Source organism: Chryseobacterium subflavum, assembly GCF_055762745.1.
The window spans coordinates 403,165-420,269 of the sequence record NZ_JBVTMR010000001.1 but is presented as its reverse complement, the minus strand read 5'-3'; the positions used below and the strand labels follow the sequence as shown (position 1 = coordinate 420,269).

Sequence of the window (17,105 nt, the reverse complement as noted above, 5' to 3'; positions counted from 1 at the left end):
AGATAAAAAAAACCTTCTAATCATTGATTAAAAGGTTCTTATGATATTAAATAAATATTTTTAAAGGTCTAATGCCGGTTCCAGCAGCCTTTCCATTCTTTTCTTCACCATATCCACAGATCCTGCATAGTTGTTAACCATCAGCGAGAACACAAGGGTCTTCCCGGAATTGGTTTTCATATACCCTGCCAGAGTTTTTACTTTATTTAAAGTTCCTGTCTTAGCAAATATCTGTCCGTTTCCTGTTCCGATAAACATTCTCTTTAATGTTCCCGATTGTCCTCCTACAGGAAGTGAAGTCAGGTAAGCTTTATAATACTTTTCATCCATTAATGAAGTTAAAAACTTCGCCTGTGAAATAGGAGTAACGGTATTGCTTCTTGAAAGCCCACTTCCGTCCATATAGTTTAAACCATTAATATCAAAGGCATTTTCTTTCAAATGGGTTGTTACAACAATTCTTCCCGATTCTGAAGTCTGATCTCCCAGTTTCTGGAATCCTACTGTTTTTAACAGTGCTTCTGCTAAAGAATTATCACTATGCTGGTTGGTGTAATAAATAATATCGCTCAAAGTCGGAGATTTGTATGCTGAAATCAGCTTTCTGCTCTCCGGCATAGGATCTGTCATTTTTGGAGTAACTTTTCCACTAACTGCAATTCCACTTTTCACCATGGTCGCTCTTAAAGTATTGGCAAGATATGCCGGGGCATCAGGTAGCTTAGTGGTAAGAACACCATCTCCTTCATATTTATCCGCATATACCATCTGATTGGCATAAGGAGATACATAAAAATACTTTTTCTCAGTAGAGAAATTACCTGATTTCTTTACAATCAGTTTTTCATTAGCCGGATTAATCTCACGGGTGGTTCCAACCGGTAAATAATAGTTGTTATTTTCCAACCAAACAACATTTTCCGGAAGTCTTGAAATATTACCTTTGAAAAGTGCTGTCTGGATGATAATATCACCATTTACCCTTTTGATTCCTTCGTGAGAGATTCCACTAAGAAAGTCTGAAACAATCTCTCTATAGGATAACGCTCCGCCTTTGTTTGTTCCAAGCGATGGATCCCCGCTTCCTACGACATAAAGATTACCATTTAAAACCCCGTTTTCATCTATGCTTCCTGAGTATTCCAGCTGAGTCATCCAACGATAGTTTTCTCCCAACAGATTCAAAGCTGTTTCTGTGGTCAAAAGTTTTGTTGTAGAAGCAGGAACCAAAGGAGTGTTTTCATTGTATGAAGAAATTACTTTCTTTGTTTTCGGGTCGTACACTACAAATCCCCATGATGCATTTTTCAGCACAGGATCGGAAACCAGAGTGTTTACATTAATATCTACGAGTTCTTTAGCCGACAGAATTGTTTTCTCCACAACAGAAGTTATAGGAGAAGGTAAGTTTAAATTCGTTTTCTGATTGTCATAAGCCTGAGAGTAAAGAACGGTAGAAACGGTAGATTGAGCAAGGAAAAACCCAGAAGCCAGTACCGCTACGCTTGAAATATATTTTCTGAAATTTACCATCTATCTTAGTTTTGTTTCTATGTCTGGAAACCATAAAAAACGATTCATAATAATCATCCAATAAAGGCACCAAACAATTAATCAACGACCAAAAGTAGAAAATATTGTTAGAAATCAGACCATTATAGTCTGATAAAAGGCTATAAAATTTGTTAAAAATTGTTAAAAATCCACGAAAACGTCTTTTTTGATGCTCTGATAAGCAGTTATTTCATCAAAATCTTTTAAACTTAGCAAAACCTGCTCTTTGTATTTTTCATAGTTTTTTCCACGGGGAAGTTTCAGTAATATCTGGAACTGATACAGATTATTAATCCTTGCAATCTGAGACCTTTCCGGACCTAAAACACATTCTTCCGGAAGGTATTTTCTTAGAACAGAACCCAGAAACTGCGAAGCCCTGTTTACTTTATCTTCTCTCCTGTGTTTCAGCTCAATCATAATAAGCTTTGTGAAAGGCGGATAATGGAATTTCTGGCGCTCTTTTAAAAAATAGTAGTAGATCTTGGAAACCTTATTCATTTTGATCAGCTGAAAGACTGAATGCTCAGGATTAAATGTTTGAATATAGATTTTTCCTTTTCCAGACACCCGTCCTGCCCTTCCCGCAACCTGGGTAATCAGCTGGAAGGCCCTTTCTTCAGCTCTGAAGTCCTGTACATATAATAAAGAATCCGCTTTAGGAATAGCGACCAGTTCAATATGATCGAAATCCAATCCTTTTGAAATCATTTGTGTGCCCACTACAATATCAGTTTCCCTGTCCTCAATCTTTTCATAAAGTTTTTCATAGGCAAATTTTTTCCGCATGGAATCGATATCCATACGATCTACCTCGTTTTCAGGAAATAATTTGGAAACTTCTTCATGGATCTGTTCAACACCTACTCCTCTTTCATTCAGATTCTCTGAATGGCATTTCGGACATACTTTAGGCCTGGAAGCCCGTTGTCCGCAATAATGGCATTTCATTTCATTCGCAGCCTTATGATATGTCATTACCACATCACAATTGGAACAATAATTAACATATCCACAGGATTCACATTCCAGAACATTGGCATAACCACGGCGGTTATGAAGTATAATAGCCTGATTCCGCTCTTCCAGTACTTTTTTTATTTCATCGATCAGTTGTAACGAGAAATTTCCTGAAACTTTTTTAGAATCCTGAGCTTCTTTAAAATTTATAAGTTCAAATTCCGGCAGCTGAACATTTCCGAATCTTTCATTAAGGAAAACATATTTCATTTTCTCCTTACGGGCTAGATAATAGCTTTCCACGGAAGGAGTGGCAGAACCTAAGATCACACGGGCATCATAAAAATTACCAAATACCAGGGCAGAATCTTTTGCATTAAAATAAGGGGAAACCTCCCGTGCTTTATAAGCAGAATCATGCTCTTCATCTACAATGACCAACCCAAGATTCTGGTAGGGCAGAAACAGTGCATTTCTTGTTCCTATAAGGATTTGGATATCATTATTTTTGATTCTTCTCCAGACCTCTACTTTTTCAAAATCCGTTAGCTTTTGGTGATAGAAGCCCAATTTCCGACCGTATTTTTTTTCAAGTCTCTGCGTAATTTGTTTGGTAAGAGAAATTTCAGGAAGCAAAAACAAAACATTTTTGCCCTGCTGAACACACTCCTCTATCTTCTCTAAATAAATATGGGTTTTTCCCGATGAAGTCACTCCATGAAGCAGCACATTTCTTCTTTCTTCAAAAGCTTCATCAACTGCCTCTTTTGCTTCTTTCTGAGCCTCGGAAAGCGCTTCTATATCTTCTATTTCCCCATCATAACTTTCCAGCCTGTCTTTTTGCAGATAATACTCTTCGATGAAGTTTTTATCTACCAGAGGCTTTAAATGGGAATGCCCAAACACTCCATCTTCAAAAAGATCTGACTTTTTAATAAAAGTATCCGGATTCTCAGTCTGATGTGATAAAATGAGAAGAAAAAGATCCTTTTGCTTAGGTGCTTTGTTCAGTTTTCCGAGAATTACAGTAAGACTTTCATTGTTTAAAAGTTCTTCGTTGATCCTGACGTAAGCAACTTCTTTCGCTTTGTATTTTTCGCCAATCTTTTCATCAATTTCAATGTATTGCAGATCAATCAACGAATTGATTGTTTTTATAATATCTTTTTTAGGAATAAAAGCTTCAAGATCTGTAAGATTGATAAGTTGCCGGACTTCAAGTGCCTGAATGAGATACATTTCATTAACATCCAGATTTTCAAAATCAACTGTTACGTTCGGCTTTAATTTCAGATATGTTTCACTTTCAAGCTTTAATGAGGAAGGAAATGCAAAACGATAGATTTCACCCAAATTACAAAGGTAATAGGCAGAAAGCCAGTTCCAGAAACCGATCTGCTCCTGAGGCAAAATAGGAGATTCGTCCAGAATGCTAATGATTTCCCTTGGAATAAACCCTTCCGGTTCTGTATCATGAATTTCAAAAACAATTCCTGTGTAAATTTTTTTTCCACGAAACGGAACTAAAACCCTCATTCCGGTTTGTAGTAACGACATTAGTTCTTCAGGCACTTTGTAAGTAAAAGAACCTTTTAAATTTAATGGTAAAACAATTTGGGCGTATCGCAAGAGAAATGATTAAAGTGTAAAATTAAATCATTCTTCACAGAACTGCAATTTTTTATGAGTTGTTCGCCATTTTGTAACCTATATTTGTTATTCAATTTTGATTCATGGAAAATTATATCCTGCTTTTTTTTATTGGACTCCTGGCCGGAGCGATTAATGCAGCAGCTGGCGGTGGATCATTTATTACATTTCCCGCACTTGTATATGCCGGTGTTCCCCCGATTCAGGCCAATGCTTCAAGTACCGTTGCCCTGTTTCCGGGAAGCTTAGCCAGTGCATGGAAATTCAGAGAATATATTAAACCTTTCCCTGCTATTTCAATCGTAGCGATGATTATACTGACTCTGCTGGGAGGTTGTGCCGGAGGTCTGTTATTGCTATATACACCATCCAGTGGATTCAATCTGGTGGTTCCATGGTTGCTTCTGTTAGGTTCCATGGCTTTTGCATTTGGGAAACAGGCCGGTAACTGGTTGAGAAAGAAAATGCATATAGGAGCGGGATTAGTACTGGGTGCTCAGTTTCTTTTAGGAATATATGGCGGTTACTTTGGCGGAGCCGTAGGAATAATGATGATGGCCGTTTGGGCGTTATTTGGTTTATCGGATATTAAAGTAATCAATGCCAATAAAACCCTGTTTACAGGAATTGCCAATGCGGTGGCTGTTGTACTTTTTATTTTTGCAGGGAAGGTTTACTGGCCGGAAACCTGCACCATGATGGTTGCCACAATTTCAGGAGGTTATTTTGGAGCTCATTTTACAAAAAAGCTGGATCCTGTAAAACTGCGTACAGGAATAGTTATCTTCAATTTCCTTATTACTGCGGTTTTTTTCGTCAAAACTTACTTTTAATTAAAAAATATCTCAATTATTCTATACCAGATAGCGGTTGTTAAGAATCCGACGATAATACTGAATCCGATGGTTAAATTCGTGAGTTTGGTATTCAGCCTGAACTGTTCGGCAATAATACTTGAAGTTACAAGAGTAGGCATTGCAGCTTCGAATATGGTAATTCTAGCAATATCTCCTTTAATGCCTGAAAGCAAAGCCAGTCCCAAAACAATCACCGGTGCCAGAATCAGCTTATACAGCATAGATACAGACATTTGGGGAATGAGTTTTTTCCAGCCATTAAATTTCAACTGTAACCCCACGGAAAACAAAGCTAATGGACTTACTGTCGCAGCTAATTTATCAAAGAAGGGCTCAGCAGCTGTAAAATCAATAAACTGAGAGAGGATCAGCGCGCTGATACATCCAATTAACGGAGGAAATGTGATCAGTCTTTTCAAAATGAATACGGCACTTACCTTCCCCGACCTGCTACCTCCTTTTACTGCGGCAATAATTCCCAAGGTAGAAAGACTGAAAAACATAGTCTGATCACAAATAATAGCAATGCTCAAAAGGCTTTCTCCATAAAAAGCACTTATTAAGGGAAAACCGATAAAGGAAGTATTGCTGTATCCGCTAATAAGCTCCATTGTACTTTGTGAACGCCTTGAATAACCTTTTTTCTTGCTATAAACCGACATAAACACAAAACTGAATACCGCAATAAGGAATGTCGCCACAATAGGAAAAAGCATTTCCAGTGTCCAGTGAACTTTAGGTAAATATTTAAATGAAACGGCAGGCAGGGCCAGGTAAAGAATCCAGGTATTAATTCCTTTATGGGCATCCGGATGAATTGACTTGGTTGATCTGAATACCATTCCAGCCAAAATACATACCGCTATCAAAACAAAATTCACCATAATTGTGTCTAAATATGTTGCAAATGTAAGATTGATTTTTCAGCCGGACATAGAAATTGAATCGATTTTTAACCGAAAACTATGCATGGACTATCTTTTTCTCTGGATTTTACTATAATCAGGGATTAATAACGTCCCATAAACTCATCACTTCTATTTTATCCAATGGCTTTGAAAGTTTAATACGTCTTGGTTTTTTGGGAAGCAAATCAAAGAAGTTATCACTGAAATGAGTATCTCCCATCAGATAAATATTTTTAGTTAAAACATCCGTAGATATTTCGATCTCTGAAGAAGATATTTTTTTGATATGTACCGCAGGTTTTGAGAGCTTCAGATCTTTAGGCTTTACAAGGAAATAAGTATTTTGTGCTACTTCTTTGGTACTTTTATCATTTAAAACCACATTTAGAAATACTTCGTTCCTAGAAAACCGGCCAAGTATCTTTTCAATTTCTATCGGATCAAAGGATATAATATCCTTTAAATTCCTGTTCCCGGAATGAATCCTGTTAATAATCTCCCCTTTAAATGTGGTTACTTCTATGGTTGCACTTACATCGTTCAAGTCCTGTATAAGATCGTTAACAGCAAATAAATTCAGTTTATTGTCCTTTTCTTCTGCCAGAATAACCTGCTGCTCAAAACTCCTTTTGACCTGGTAGTGCAAAGCTTTCCAATTTCCGGAATAATCGATAGAGGACCACGAGACCACAGGCCAACAGTCGTTAAGCTGCCAATATAACGTTCCCATATTATAAGGTTTTGCTCTTCGATGTGCTTCAATAGCGATTTGCATTCCACGTGCCTGCAGCAGTTGTGAGATGTAATTGTATTTTATAAAATCAGCAGGTACAGGATAATCCCGTTCCATATATGTATTGATGATTTCCCAACCTCTTGCATGCTTTTCATGTGCTTTTATAGTACCATTATTCAGATTGAGTTGAGGAGTCCCTGAAAACATATTTTTCGTGGTCTCAAGACTTGGCATTCCCTGAAATCCATATTCAGACATGAAACGCCCTACTTTTTCATTATACACTTCAAAGGGCTGTTCACCCCACCACACGCCCCAGTAATGAGAGTCACCTTCTGTAAGGCTTTCCTTATGGCCCCATCCGATCGATGGCGAGCTTGGCCAATACATATTCTTATCAGAGGCCAGCTTTTCTTTTAATATGTTGGGAATTAATTCATGAAAGACCTTTCTGTAATCTTTCCAAACCTGCAAAGAATCTTCTTTCGAATATTTAAATTGTTTCTGGTATCCCCAGTTGAAAATAGCTTCGTCTACTTCATTGTTTCCACACCATAATGCTATGGAAGGATGATTCTGCAAACGGGTGACCTGATCTTTTACCTCCTCTTTTACATTGTTCAGAAAATCTTCATCAGAGGGATAAAAACTTCCCGCAAACATAAAATCCTGCCACACGAGAATTCCATTCTCATCACATGCCTTATAAAACTCATCATCTTCATAAATCCCACCACCCCAAACGCGGATCATGTTGATATTTGCCTCTTTGCAATCTTTTATCAGTTTCTGATATTTTTCTTTCGTAATCCTTGGTGAAAAGCTATCTCCCGGAATCCAGTTCGTCCCTTTAATGTATAACGGTTGATTATTGACCTTAAAATAGAAAGACTTCCCTTTTTCATCCTTTTCCTGAACCAGTTCTATAGTTCTGAATCCTGTTCTCAGGCTTTTTGCATGAATCTCTTTTCCTCCTTTTAAAAGATTAATTTTAAAATCATAAAGGTTGGCATCTCCCCAACCATTTGGCTGCCAGATTTTCAATCCATCGATTTGATAGGGAAATCTTATTTTATTTTCACCTTTTCCAAGAGAAAAGATCTTTTGGGAATTATTGATTTTTAAGGCATAATTACCTGGTGTCTGTACTTCAATATCAACTTCAAAGCTAAAATTATCCTTAGGTTCCCCCGATACATTTTGTAAATCCTTTATGCTTTTAATCTTAGCATCATTCCAGAAGTCCAGTTTTACCTCTTTCCATATTCCTGCCGTAACCAATCTCGGCCCCCAGTCCCAACCAAACTGATACTGTGCCTTTCTTACAAAGCTTCTAGGGCTTTCAGGCATCGTGAAAGGAACTTTTTGAGCCAGCTTTTTACCTTCTTCTACAGCAGACCTGAATGAAATCTTTAGAATATTGTCGCCCGGTTTCAGATAATTTTTAACAGGAATACTCCATTTTCTAAACATGTTATCCGTCTTCTGAAGAAGTTTTCCATTAAGGTAAATTTCAGAAAAGGTATCCAGGCCTTCAAATACAAGATCTATATTTTGGTTTTTCAACTCGTGTGATGAAATTTTAAAACGGGTCTGATAATCCCAGTTTTCATTTTCTACCCATTGGACTTTTTTCTCATTTTCATCTTTAAATGGATCGGGGATCAATTTATTATCCATCAAATCCTGATGCACGGTTCCCGGTACTTTTGCAGAAAGCCACTGAGTTTCTTTTGAGTTTTTAAACTGCCATTTTTCGGATGATAAACTGCGCTCGGAAAATTGTGCACTAAGAAAATTGTGAATAAGAAAAAACGTAAAAAGTATGGTTTTATTCATTGATGAGTTTATTTACAATTCTAAGAATTCCGTCTTTTATAAGGAGTTCATCAGAATGAATGGGCAGGCCTGGTTAAATGGCAGATTGTTAATTGTTTTTAAATCTTTATATTAAAAATTTAATGATCATTATCAGGAACCGTGGTTGACAGTATCAGATTCTGTTATTTATTCTTCAAAGCAATTACCTCATCTGCATCGGCAAACTGTCCGCCATCCGTAATAGCTGAAGAATGAAAATAGGCTGCGTTTGTAAATTCACGGATATCCTGGATATTGGTTGATCTTAGTCCGCCACCCACAAGAATTTCTATTCTCCCATTTGAAAGCTCTACCAATTTTTTCAGATTTTCTTTACCCTCGGAAACATTAGGTTTCTGTCCGGAAGTAAGAATCGTTTTAAAACCACAGCTGATCACTTTTTCCAATGAGCTTTCTAAACCTTTTGCCCTGTCAAAAGCACGGTGAAAAGTGCAAGGTAACGGATGTGCCATTTCAACCAGGGTTTTATTTTGTTCCATATTAACCTCATCATTCTCATCTAAAATTCCGAAAACAAAGCCGTCGACATTAAGAGATTTAAGCTGGGTAAGCTCACTTTTCATCTGTTCAAATTCTTCATTTGTATAAGTGAAATTTCCTCCACGGGGACGGATCATGACAAAAACAGGAATGTTTATCTTTTCTCTTAGTTTTTTAGTCGTTTCAAAATCTGGTGTAGTTCCTCCTTCACTTAAACCATCACATAATTCTATTCTGTCTGCCCCATTTTCAAAAGCAACGATGGCAGAATGAGGATTAAAACATGCTATTTCTATCTTTGACATTTTTAATTTTTTTAGGAATTAGTAAAAATAATTTCTGATTTCTGATTATTATTTCAAGGCAAACTCAGGAGTTTCCAGCCTGTTTCCTTTTTGGTCATGTACCGCAAAATTAAACCCGTCCTGTATGCAATAAGATCCATATTCCCCGTTTTTATTTAATGCAATAAAACCTACCTGAATATCTTTCAGATTTTTATTTCTTCTCTGTGTAATCTTTACAATTCTTTCAACTGCTTCTTTGCAGGCTTGCTGCGGATTTCTTCCTTGTCTCATCAGTTCCACAACCAGGTGAGTTCCAACAGTTCTTATTACTTCTTCACCATGTCCCGTTGCTGTAGCGGCACCCACTTCGTTATCTACGAATAATCCGGCTCCGATAATGGGAGAATCTCCTACCCTTCCGTGCATTTTAAAGGCCATACCGCTGGTAGTACAAGCTCCGGAAAGATTTCCCTGAGCGTCCAATGCAATCATTCCGATGGTATCATGGTTTTCAATATTTACGATAGGTTGGTACTTGCTGTTTTTAAGCCATTCCTTCCATTCTTTTTCAGATTCGGGCGTTAATAGGTTTTCCTTTTTAAATCCCTGAGATAGGGCAAACTGAAAAGCACCATCTCCTACCAGCATAACGTGCGGAGTCTTTTCCATCACGGCTCTGGCTACAGAAATTGGATTTTTAATATTTTCAATACAGGCAACCGATCCGATGTTGTAGTTTTCATCCATGATACAGGCATCAAGTGTTACTCTTCCATCTCTGTCCGGGCGTCCGCCATATCCCACGCTTCTTTCCGTGGGATCCAACTCTACCAAACGTACTCCTTTTTCAACAGCATCTAACGCTCTTCCGTTTTTGCCAAGAATCTTCCATGCTTCCTCATTGGCCTTTAAACCAAAATTCCAGGTTGACAGGACGATCGGTTTGTTTATGGTTTTCTGACTTTCAGGTAATGGACTGGCCATTAGATCTAGCGGATTTACGGCAAGAGCCAAAGAAGCAACTGCTGTCTTTTTGATAAAGTTTCGTCTGCTTTGCATATCAGGTTTATTAGGCTTACAAATTAGCAATTTTCCTGCTGGTACAAAAGTAAAAAAACAACATATCCTATTTCATCGCGTTTAGCAATCGTCATTACAAAAAGTCTTAAAAACAATCTTCATATCATTGATCGGAATATTTCAGAATTCATATCAGCAAGATGGAAAATTCACCTCTGTAACTTTCCATTTACATTATTGACTTATTGTATGTTAAACTTTTTCAACCATGATCAGAATTTCAGTTATTTTAGGTAGTGTTTTATTCATTTTATTTTCCTGCAACAAAAAATCAGAAAAAGATATTCTTATAAATTTTTACAAGAAAGGAAAATTTAATGGTACCGTTCTCATAGTTGAAAAAGGAAAAATAATATGTGATACAGCATTGGGATATAAAAATTTTGAAGACAAAAAACTTATGACCAAGGATACGCCGTTCTGTATTGCGTCTGTAACAAAACCTTTTACTGCAACAGCGATTATGCTTTTACAGCAGGAGCACAAGTTGTCGTTTGATGATAAAGCAAGCCAATATCTAATGGACCTTCCGGAATATGCACAAAATATCAGTATCAGACAATTGCTTAACCACACTTCAGGATTAAAGGATTATGAGAATGTTTTGATCTCAGACAACAGGATCACCAATGAAGATGTCCTGGCCTTTCTAAAAAAGCAACCCGGATTAACATTTCCTTCTGGCAGTCAATTTGAATATTGTAATAGTGGATATATCATACTTGGACAAATTATAGAGGCTGTATCCGGACAGTCATATAAAAATTTTATTCAAAATAGAATTTTTGCTCCTTTGAATATGCAGCATTCATTTGTTTTTGATGCTCAAACGGTACCGCCTTCCGGTATTGCCAAAGCGTATGATATAGATAAAAAACCGGATGATTATTTTCTTTTAACATTGGGGGATGGCGGGATCTATTCTACGACATGGGATCTATATAAATTCGACCAGGCTTTAAGAGAGCATCATTTACTGACTAAGGAAAACACAAAAATTATGTATGAACTGCCCGTTTTAAAAAATGGAAAAACGAGTGATTATGCATTCGGATGGTACATTTCTGACGATATAGCAATGCATACCGGTGGAATCAACAGGTTCAGAAGTATCATCTGGAGAGACCTGAGCAACAATACCTGTATTATTGCTTTGACGAATCAGGGAGATGCCTTTCCGGTGTATAAATTTCTGGAAGCTGAGAAAAAGTCGATACGGAATGCTTTCTGATATTGATTAATTCATCCCAATCTCATCTACAAAAAGCCAGGCTTTAGAATCAGCTCCCGGATTTCCGGCAGGAATAATTCCTGCATTTTCAATTTTAACTTTAATATATGCCGCGTTCTGATTACCAACATTGAGTTTTACTTTTCCTTTTACATTCTGAATTTCATCTTTTCCAATTTCTTTGATCATTTTAAAATTTACATTATCATCAGAAATAAAGATCTGTGCTCCTTTAGCTAAATGAATCCAGCTTCCTTTATTTTCAAGGGTATTAAAATAAACTTCTGAAAACTGAGTTTTTACTCCTAAGTCAATAACTGCTACAACATCTTTTCCCTGAAAGCCTAACCATGTTTTTCCCAGCTGTTTTTGATTACCCAAAATTCCGTCCACCAAAGTAAACGCTCCGCCAAAAGAATAATTTTCGCTGGGCTGTTGTTCCAGAGTGATCTTCTTTCCCGTTGTTTTGGAAGGAATAAATGATTGGGAAGAAACCGCACTTTTTATCTGTCCATCTTCGAAATAGGCAGACTTTATGGTCATAGCTCTTGAAACAGGGATAGGCTCCTTATAAGATGGTGAATTTACCGTTGGATCTGTACCATCGGTTGTATATTTTATTCCCTGAGAATTTTGAGAAGTTGATAATTCATATGCAACACCTTTGGCAGAAGGTGTTACTTTTCCTGAAATATTATAAATACTTTTCGCATAGTTGATCTTCATTTTATCTAAAACCTTAAACTGCCGGATAACCCTGTTTTCAAATTCTTTATAATTCTTAGGATCAGAAGTTCCCCATGCTACTTCTGAAAGTGCCATTATTCTTGGAAAAATCATATACTGGACATGCTTAAAATCCAATATATATTCAGTCCATAAGTTAGCCTGAACACCTAAAATGTATTTAGCTTCCTCAGCAGTAAGCTCTGAAGGAACCGGATCGTAAGAATATACTTTATCTAAAGGAGTAAATCCTCCAAAAGCATTAGGTTCGGACTGGGGATCCCCCTGATAATGGTCAAAATAACAGAAAGCTCCGGGAGTCATTACAGCAAAATGTTTTGATTTTGCAGCTTCAATTCCTCCATTGACACCTGTCCAGCTCATTACCGCAGCGTTTGGTGCCAGACCTCCTTCCAGAATCTCATCCCATCCGATTATTTTCCGCCCTTTGCTATTTACATATTTTTCTATAGTCTGGATAAAATAGCTTTGTAATCCATGCTCATCTTTCAGATTGTTCTTTTTGATCAGGTCCTGACAATGCGGGCACTCTTTCCATCGTGTCTTAGGACATTCATCCCCACCAATATGGATATACTGAGAAGGAAATAACTTTATCACCTCATCCAGGACATTTTCTAAAAATGTAAATGTTTCTTTTTTAGGACAAAAAACATCATCAAAGACTCCCCACTTTGTGGCAGGTTCAAAAGGTCCTTTCGTACACGCCAACTCAGGATAGGCCGAAAGTGCTGCTAAAGCATGTCCGGGCATTTCAATTTCAGGTACAATTGTGATATGACGCTGTTCTGCATACTTAACCACATCCTTAATCTGTTCCTGAGTATAAAAATAAGGGCCATATGGTTTTCCGTCAAAGGTATTATCTACATAGGCTCCAATCATAGATTCTTTTCTCCTGGAGCCAATTTCAGTCAGCTTCGGATATTTCTTGATTTCAATTCTCCATCCCTGATCATCGGTTAAATGCCAGTGAAAGGTATTTAGCTTATACATGGCCAGATAATCAATATACTGCTTTACTTCATCTACCGTAAAGAAATGACGGCAAACATCCAGATGCATTCCTCTCCATGCAAATTTTGGATTATCTTTAATTTCCATAGCGGGAATCTCTCCTTTTTCCTGATACTCATCAAACAACTGGATCAAGGTTTGAACAGCAAGAAAATAACCTTGTTTAGTGTAAGAACTTATAAAAATCCTTTTGGGAGAAATATCAATAGAATATCTTTCTTTATCACCCTGCGGATCAATCGGCATTTTGGGTTGTGGAATCAGCATATGCATTATATGAACTTTTTCCGTACTTCCTGAGGATTGAAATGTAACGCGAGCACCAAGATGCTTTTTGAAATATTCCGTTTCCTCTTTTGGAAGTTTATCATTCAGTATCAATGTTTTGGGGATCACAAATTTACCTTCCTGAATCGTTAAACTTTGTGGGTAAGGAATTAAACTTGGTTTAGTTTGCGAAAAAAACAGATTGGAAATCATAAGGGAAAAGACCAATAATAAACGCATTATTTTGAGTAATTTAGATTTAAGCGAATATAATTAATTTCTGAAAAAAGTCAGTGAATTATTTAACCTATTATGATATAAAAGATCTAATTTTGCAAAAATATACAATGAGAAAAACAATTTTTTTAGCGGTAAGTCTGGTGTTTTCAGTTTCAGCACAAGCACAACTTTTAGATATCATAAAATCTACTGTTAAGGAAAAAACAGGCGTTGACCTTAACAATACAGGAAAAATAAAGAACACTTCTACAGGAACAACTGTAATTACAACTCCATCACCCAACAGAGCCTCTTCAGTTAATCTTAATAATCTTACTTCTACCCAAATTTCGTCCGGATTAAAGGAAGCCTTAAGTATGGGAGTGAATGATGGTGTGAAGAAGCTTGCTTTAACTGATGGTTTTTTCAAAAATGAAGCCGTAAAAATTTTAATGCCCGAAAAACTAAGAAAGGTAGACACGACCTTGCGTTCTTTGGGAATGGGAAAACTCGCTGATGAGGGAGTGAAATTATTAAACAGAGCTGCTGAAGATGCCGTAACAGAAGCTGCTCCTATTTTCACCAATGCCATTACATCAATGACAATTACTGATGCCAAAAATATTTTATTGGGCTCAAATCATGCTGCTACTAATTATCTGCAAACTAAAACCCAGAACCAGCTCTTTACAGCGTTCCAGCCAAAAGTACAGGCTTCATTGGGAAAAGTGGGAGCTGACACCCTTTGGAAGAGCCTTATTTCAAAGTACAATACTTTTACAGGGCAATCTGTAACTACTGATTTGAATGAATATGTGACTACAGAAACAATTAATGGCGTTTTCAAAATGGTTGCAGATAAAGAAAACGGGATCAGAAATACTCCAGCCATGAGAACTACCAGTATTTTACAAAAAGTTTTTGGAGCTCAGGACGGTAAATAATCAATTATGAATAGTTGAAAAAACTCAATTTATAACATCTAGATACAAAATAAAAAGGCTGTTTCAGAATTTGAGCAGCCTTTCGTATTAAAGTGCATTGCAAATCATGTAATTCTTCTTTTTTAAGATATAATAGTCAGGAATTCTGTAAACATAACAATTTTTTCATAACTTCAATTCCGTATATAAAATACAATCAGCGAAGTAAATCAACAAACACAAAAATAAACAACCATGAAAAAATTAATGTATGCTTTTCTTGTTTTCAGTCTGTTCGCAGCTTGTTTACCCATGTCCGGAAGTCCTATGACAGCCTTTATTGTGAAAAACACTTCAGATAAGCCCGTTAGCTTTACCTCTAGTGTTATCAAAATGTCGCAAAGTTTTGGAGCACAGGAAGTCTCTAATTCTTTTACGGTAAAACCTCATGACAGTATTATTGTGAGGCAGACTTATTTCAAAAAAGACGGTACCAATCCTCAAAAATGGTTTTCAAAGTTCGACATATCACCAGTAGATGGTGTGGAATTAAATGATCCTAAACTTGCAGAAAATTGGAAAAAGGGATCCAAAGATAATGTTCCCACATATACATTTACCATTAATAAATAAGGACATGAAGATCTTTAAAATCTTAACCATTTTCTTCTGTTCAATGTGCTTTTCTCAGGAAAATAATATCCTCACAAGACTTTCCGCGTTGAATAATAATGGCAAAATCTGGTACAATATAGATGGATATAGTGTTACAAGTGAGGTTTTCAATAATTCTTTTGATGAAAAAGGGCTTTCAAAGGTTTTAAAAAAACATAAAATTTCAGATTCTGAACTAAAAACAAGAGATGAGAAAATCAATAGTAAAAACTTCTTTGTAACCAAACAACAAAAAATTTCAGGAAACAGCTTTCAAACAAATAATTATTATTTCGTTGAAAATCCGAATAAGACAATCACTGTAGTATGGTTTATAAAAAACGGAAAAACAGATCAAGATACTGAAGAAAAGCTCGTTAATGCAATTATTGAGAATAGAATTCCGGAGGAGAATTTTGTTTCTATGAATATCAGTTCAATTAATTTTGCCGGAAGAAAAATAGAACTTGGCAATAATTGTTACTGGACCTTCCTCAATATAGTTCAATGCCCATATGCTGGTGAGATGAACTGGTCTGTTCACAGAACATTACAGGATGCAAAAGAAGCTGTTGAAAACCAATTGAATGTAACAAAATCTAAAGGAGGAGGAAAAATTACATCCGAAGAAATGATTGATATTAATTTTCTGGATGTACCCACAAAAGCAAAAAAAATAGTGTATGACTTTACGGGCCTAACTTCTGTTCTTACAAAAATGTCCGGCGGAAAGTCTTTAACAATCTACTACATCGCAGAAAATATACGAGATCAAAATATAAGCTGCGTGATAAGTTTCTGGAACAACGATGAAATAAATCCACAAACAAAGCTTCCTGCTCTTCCTGAAAAACTAATGAAACTTAATTAACCGATGATAAAAAAAGCTGTTAATGATAACAGCCTTTCTTTTGTTTTTTATTAAAATTGCATTTCGGGAATTTCTCCTTCAATGATCAGATCTGCTTCTGTAGATTGTACAATATGCTCTACGGACACTCCCGGTGCTCTTTCAATAAGCTTAAAACCAGCTGGTGTTACATCTAAAACAGCGAGCTCCGTAACTACTCTTTTCACACAATTTACTCCTGTTAAAGGAAGTGTACATTTTTTCAGGATTTTACTTTCTCCTCCTTTATTTACATGCATCATCGCAACAATGATATTTTCAGCAGAAGCTACCAAATCCATTGCTCCGCCCATTCCTTTTACCATTTTTCCCGGAATCTTCCAGTTGGCAATATCTCCGTTTTCAGAAACTTCCATTGCGCCAAGGATCGTAAGATCTACTTTCTGTCCACGGATCATCCCAAAACTAAAAGCGGAATCAAAAAATGAACCTCCTGGTAGTATCGTAATGGTCTGCTTTCCTGCATTGATGATATCAGCATCTTCTTCTCCTTCAAAAGGGAAAGGTCCCATTCCCAAAACTCCATTTTCACTCTGAAATTCTACTGAAATGCCATCAGGAACGTAGTTGGCAACCAAAGTGGGAATCCCTATTCCCAGATTTACATAATAACGATCTTTTAATTCTTTTGAGATTCTTTTAGCAATTTGTTCTTTTGTGAGCATAGTAAAAACTTAGACTGCAATTTAATTATTTTCAATAGAATACAAAAGGGCTTTGTTATTGAAAATTATTAACATAATA

The 17,105-nt window shown here is 36.5% G+C and carries 13 protein-coding genes; 5 read left to right on the top strand and 8 right to left on the bottom strand.

Annotated elements, in window-relative coordinates:
- Positions 1-60: 60 nt before the first annotated feature.
- Positions 61-1,533, bottom strand: a complete 1,473-nt coding sequence (gene dacB / locus AC0INN_RS01855) for a D-alanyl-D-alanine carboxypeptidase/D-alanyl-D-alanine endopeptidase (RefSeq protein WP_273647425.1) — start codon at positions 1,531-1,533, stop codon at positions 61-63.
- Between the two features lie 162 nt (positions 1,534-1,695).
- The gene (gene priA / locus AC0INN_RS01850; protein WP_306611417.1) at positions 1,696-4,143 is read right to left on the bottom strand and encodes a replication restart helicase PriA; all 2,448 of its coding nucleotides are present in this window, start codon (positions 4,141-4,143) and stop codon (positions 1,696-1,698) included.
- 104 nt (positions 4,144-4,247) lie between these two features.
- Between priA and AC0INN_RS01845 the strand changes: the two genes are divergently transcribed.
- Positions 4,248-4,997, top strand: coding sequence for a sulfite exporter TauE/SafE family protein (locus tag AC0INN_RS01845; RefSeq protein WP_306611416.1), 750 nt, complete (start codon positions 4,248-4,250; stop codon positions 4,995-4,997).
- Here AC0INN_RS01845 and AC0INN_RS01840 read toward each other — a convergent pair.
- From AC0INN_RS01840 to AC0INN_RS01825, 4 genes are all read right to left on the bottom strand, one after another.
- Positions 4,994-5,905, bottom strand: coding sequence for an AEC family transporter (locus AC0INN_RS01840; protein WP_306611414.1), 912 nt, complete (start codon positions 5,903-5,905; stop codon positions 4,994-4,996). The two genes, AC0INN_RS01845 and AC0INN_RS01840, sit on opposite strands and share 4 nt — an antisense overlap.
- Positions 5,906-6,023: 118 nt before the next feature.
- A complete protein-coding gene (locus AC0INN_RS01835) occupies positions 6,024-8,504 on the bottom strand; it encodes a beta-mannosidase (RefSeq protein ID WP_306611412.1) in 2,481 nt (826 codons plus the stop codon).
- A 164-nt stretch (positions 8,505-8,668) separates the two neighbouring features.
- Positions 8,669-9,331, bottom strand: coding sequence for a copper homeostasis protein CutC (locus AC0INN_RS01830; protein ID WP_306611410.1), 663 nt, complete (start codon positions 9,329-9,331; stop codon positions 8,669-8,671).
- 48 nt (positions 9,332-9,379) lie between these two features.
- Complete coding sequence (locus AC0INN_RS01825; protein WP_306611408.1) at positions 9,380-10,372, bottom strand: isoaspartyl peptidase/L-asparaginase family protein; 993 nt, start codon at positions 10,370-10,372, stop codon at positions 9,380-9,382.
- A gap of 229 nt (positions 10,373-10,601) precedes the next feature.
- Between AC0INN_RS01825 and AC0INN_RS01820 the strand changes: the two genes are divergently transcribed.
- On the top strand, positions 10,602-11,624 hold the full coding sequence (locus tag AC0INN_RS01820) for a serine hydrolase domain-containing protein (protein WP_306611406.1): 1,023 nt from the start codon (positions 10,602-10,604) through the stop codon (positions 11,622-11,624).
- A gap of 6 nt (positions 11,625-11,630) precedes the next feature.
- On the opposite strand, the gene AC0INN_RS01815 is transcribed toward AC0INN_RS01820, so the two are convergent.
- Positions 11,631-13,895: a family 20 glycosylhydrolase gene (locus tag AC0INN_RS01815; RefSeq protein ID WP_306611404.1), complete on the bottom strand. Its 2,265-nt coding sequence runs from the start codon at positions 13,893-13,895 to the stop codon at positions 11,631-11,633.
- A gap of 107 nt (positions 13,896-14,002) precedes the next feature.
- On the opposite strand from AC0INN_RS01815, the gene AC0INN_RS01810 reads away from it, so the two are divergent.
- The 3 genes from AC0INN_RS01810 (at position 14,003) to AC0INN_RS01800 (ending at position 16,322) form a co-directional block, all read left to right on the top strand.
- Positions 14,003-14,818: a DUF4197 domain-containing protein gene (locus AC0INN_RS01810; protein WP_306611402.1), complete on the top strand. Its 816-nt coding sequence runs from the start codon at positions 14,003-14,005 to the stop codon at positions 14,816-14,818.
- Positions 14,819-15,052: 234 nt separating this feature from the next.
- Positions 15,053-15,430, top strand: coding sequence for a hypothetical protein (locus tag AC0INN_RS01805; RefSeq protein WP_306611399.1), 378 nt, complete (start codon positions 15,053-15,055; stop codon positions 15,428-15,430).
- Between the two features lie 4 nt (positions 15,431-15,434).
- Positions 15,435-16,322, top strand: coding sequence for a hypothetical protein (locus tag AC0INN_RS01800; RefSeq protein WP_306611397.1), 888 nt, complete (start codon positions 15,435-15,437; stop codon positions 16,320-16,322).
- Between the two features lie 50 nt (positions 16,323-16,372).
- On the opposite strand, the gene AC0INN_RS01795 is transcribed toward AC0INN_RS01800, so the two are convergent.
- On the bottom strand, positions 16,373-17,026 hold the full coding sequence (locus tag AC0INN_RS01795; protein WP_306611395.1) for a CoA transferase subunit B: 654 nt from the start codon (positions 17,024-17,026) through the stop codon (positions 16,373-16,375).
- Positions 17,027-17,105: the final 79 nt, after the last annotated feature.

What these genes read in the sequence shown, in the direction of transcription:
- dacB (WP_273647425.1), bottom strand. Translation starts at nt 1,533, where the DNA reads ATGGTAAATTTCAGAAAATATATTTCAAGCGTAGCGGTACTGGCTTCT.
- AC0INN_RS01845 (WP_306611416.1), top strand. Translation starts at nt 4,248, where the DNA reads ATGGAAAATTATATCCTGCTTTTTTTTATTGGACTCCTGGCCGGAGCG.
- AC0INN_RS01840 (WP_306611414.1), bottom strand. Translation starts at nt 5,905, where the DNA reads ATGGTGAATTTTGTTTTGATAGCGGTATGTATTTTGGCTGGAATGGTA.
- AC0INN_RS01835 (WP_306611412.1), bottom strand. Translation starts at nt 8,504, where the DNA reads ATGAATAAAACCATACTTTTTACGTTTTTTCTTATTCACAATTTTCTT.
- AC0INN_RS01830 (WP_306611410.1), bottom strand. Translation starts at nt 9,331, where the DNA reads ATGTCAAAGATAGAAATAGCATGTTTTAATCCTCATTCTGCCATCGTT.
- AC0INN_RS01825 (WP_306611408.1), bottom strand. Translation starts at nt 10,372, where the DNA reads ATGCAAAGCAGACGAAACTTTATCAAAAAGACAGCAGTTGCTTCTTTG.
- AC0INN_RS01820 (WP_306611406.1), top strand. Translation starts at nt 10,602, where the DNA reads ATGATCAGAATTTCAGTTATTTTAGGTAGTGTTTTATTCATTTTATTT.
- AC0INN_RS01815 (WP_306611404.1), bottom strand. Translation starts at nt 13,895, where the DNA reads ATGCGTTTATTATTGGTCTTTTCCCTTATGATTTCCAATCTGTTTTTT.
- AC0INN_RS01810 (WP_306611402.1), top strand. Translation starts at nt 14,003, where the DNA reads ATGAGAAAAACAATTTTTTTAGCGGTAAGTCTGGTGTTTTCAGTTTCA.
- AC0INN_RS01805 (WP_306611399.1), top strand. Translation starts at nt 15,053, where the DNA reads ATGAAAAAATTAATGTATGCTTTTCTTGTTTTCAGTCTGTTCGCAGCT.
- AC0INN_RS01800 (WP_306611397.1), top strand. Translation starts at nt 15,435, where the DNA reads ATGAAGATCTTTAAAATCTTAACCATTTTCTTCTGTTCAATGTGCTTT.
- AC0INN_RS01795 (WP_306611395.1), bottom strand. Translation starts at nt 17,026, where the DNA reads ATGCTCACAAAAGAACAAATTGCTAAAAGAATCTCAAAAGAATTAAAA.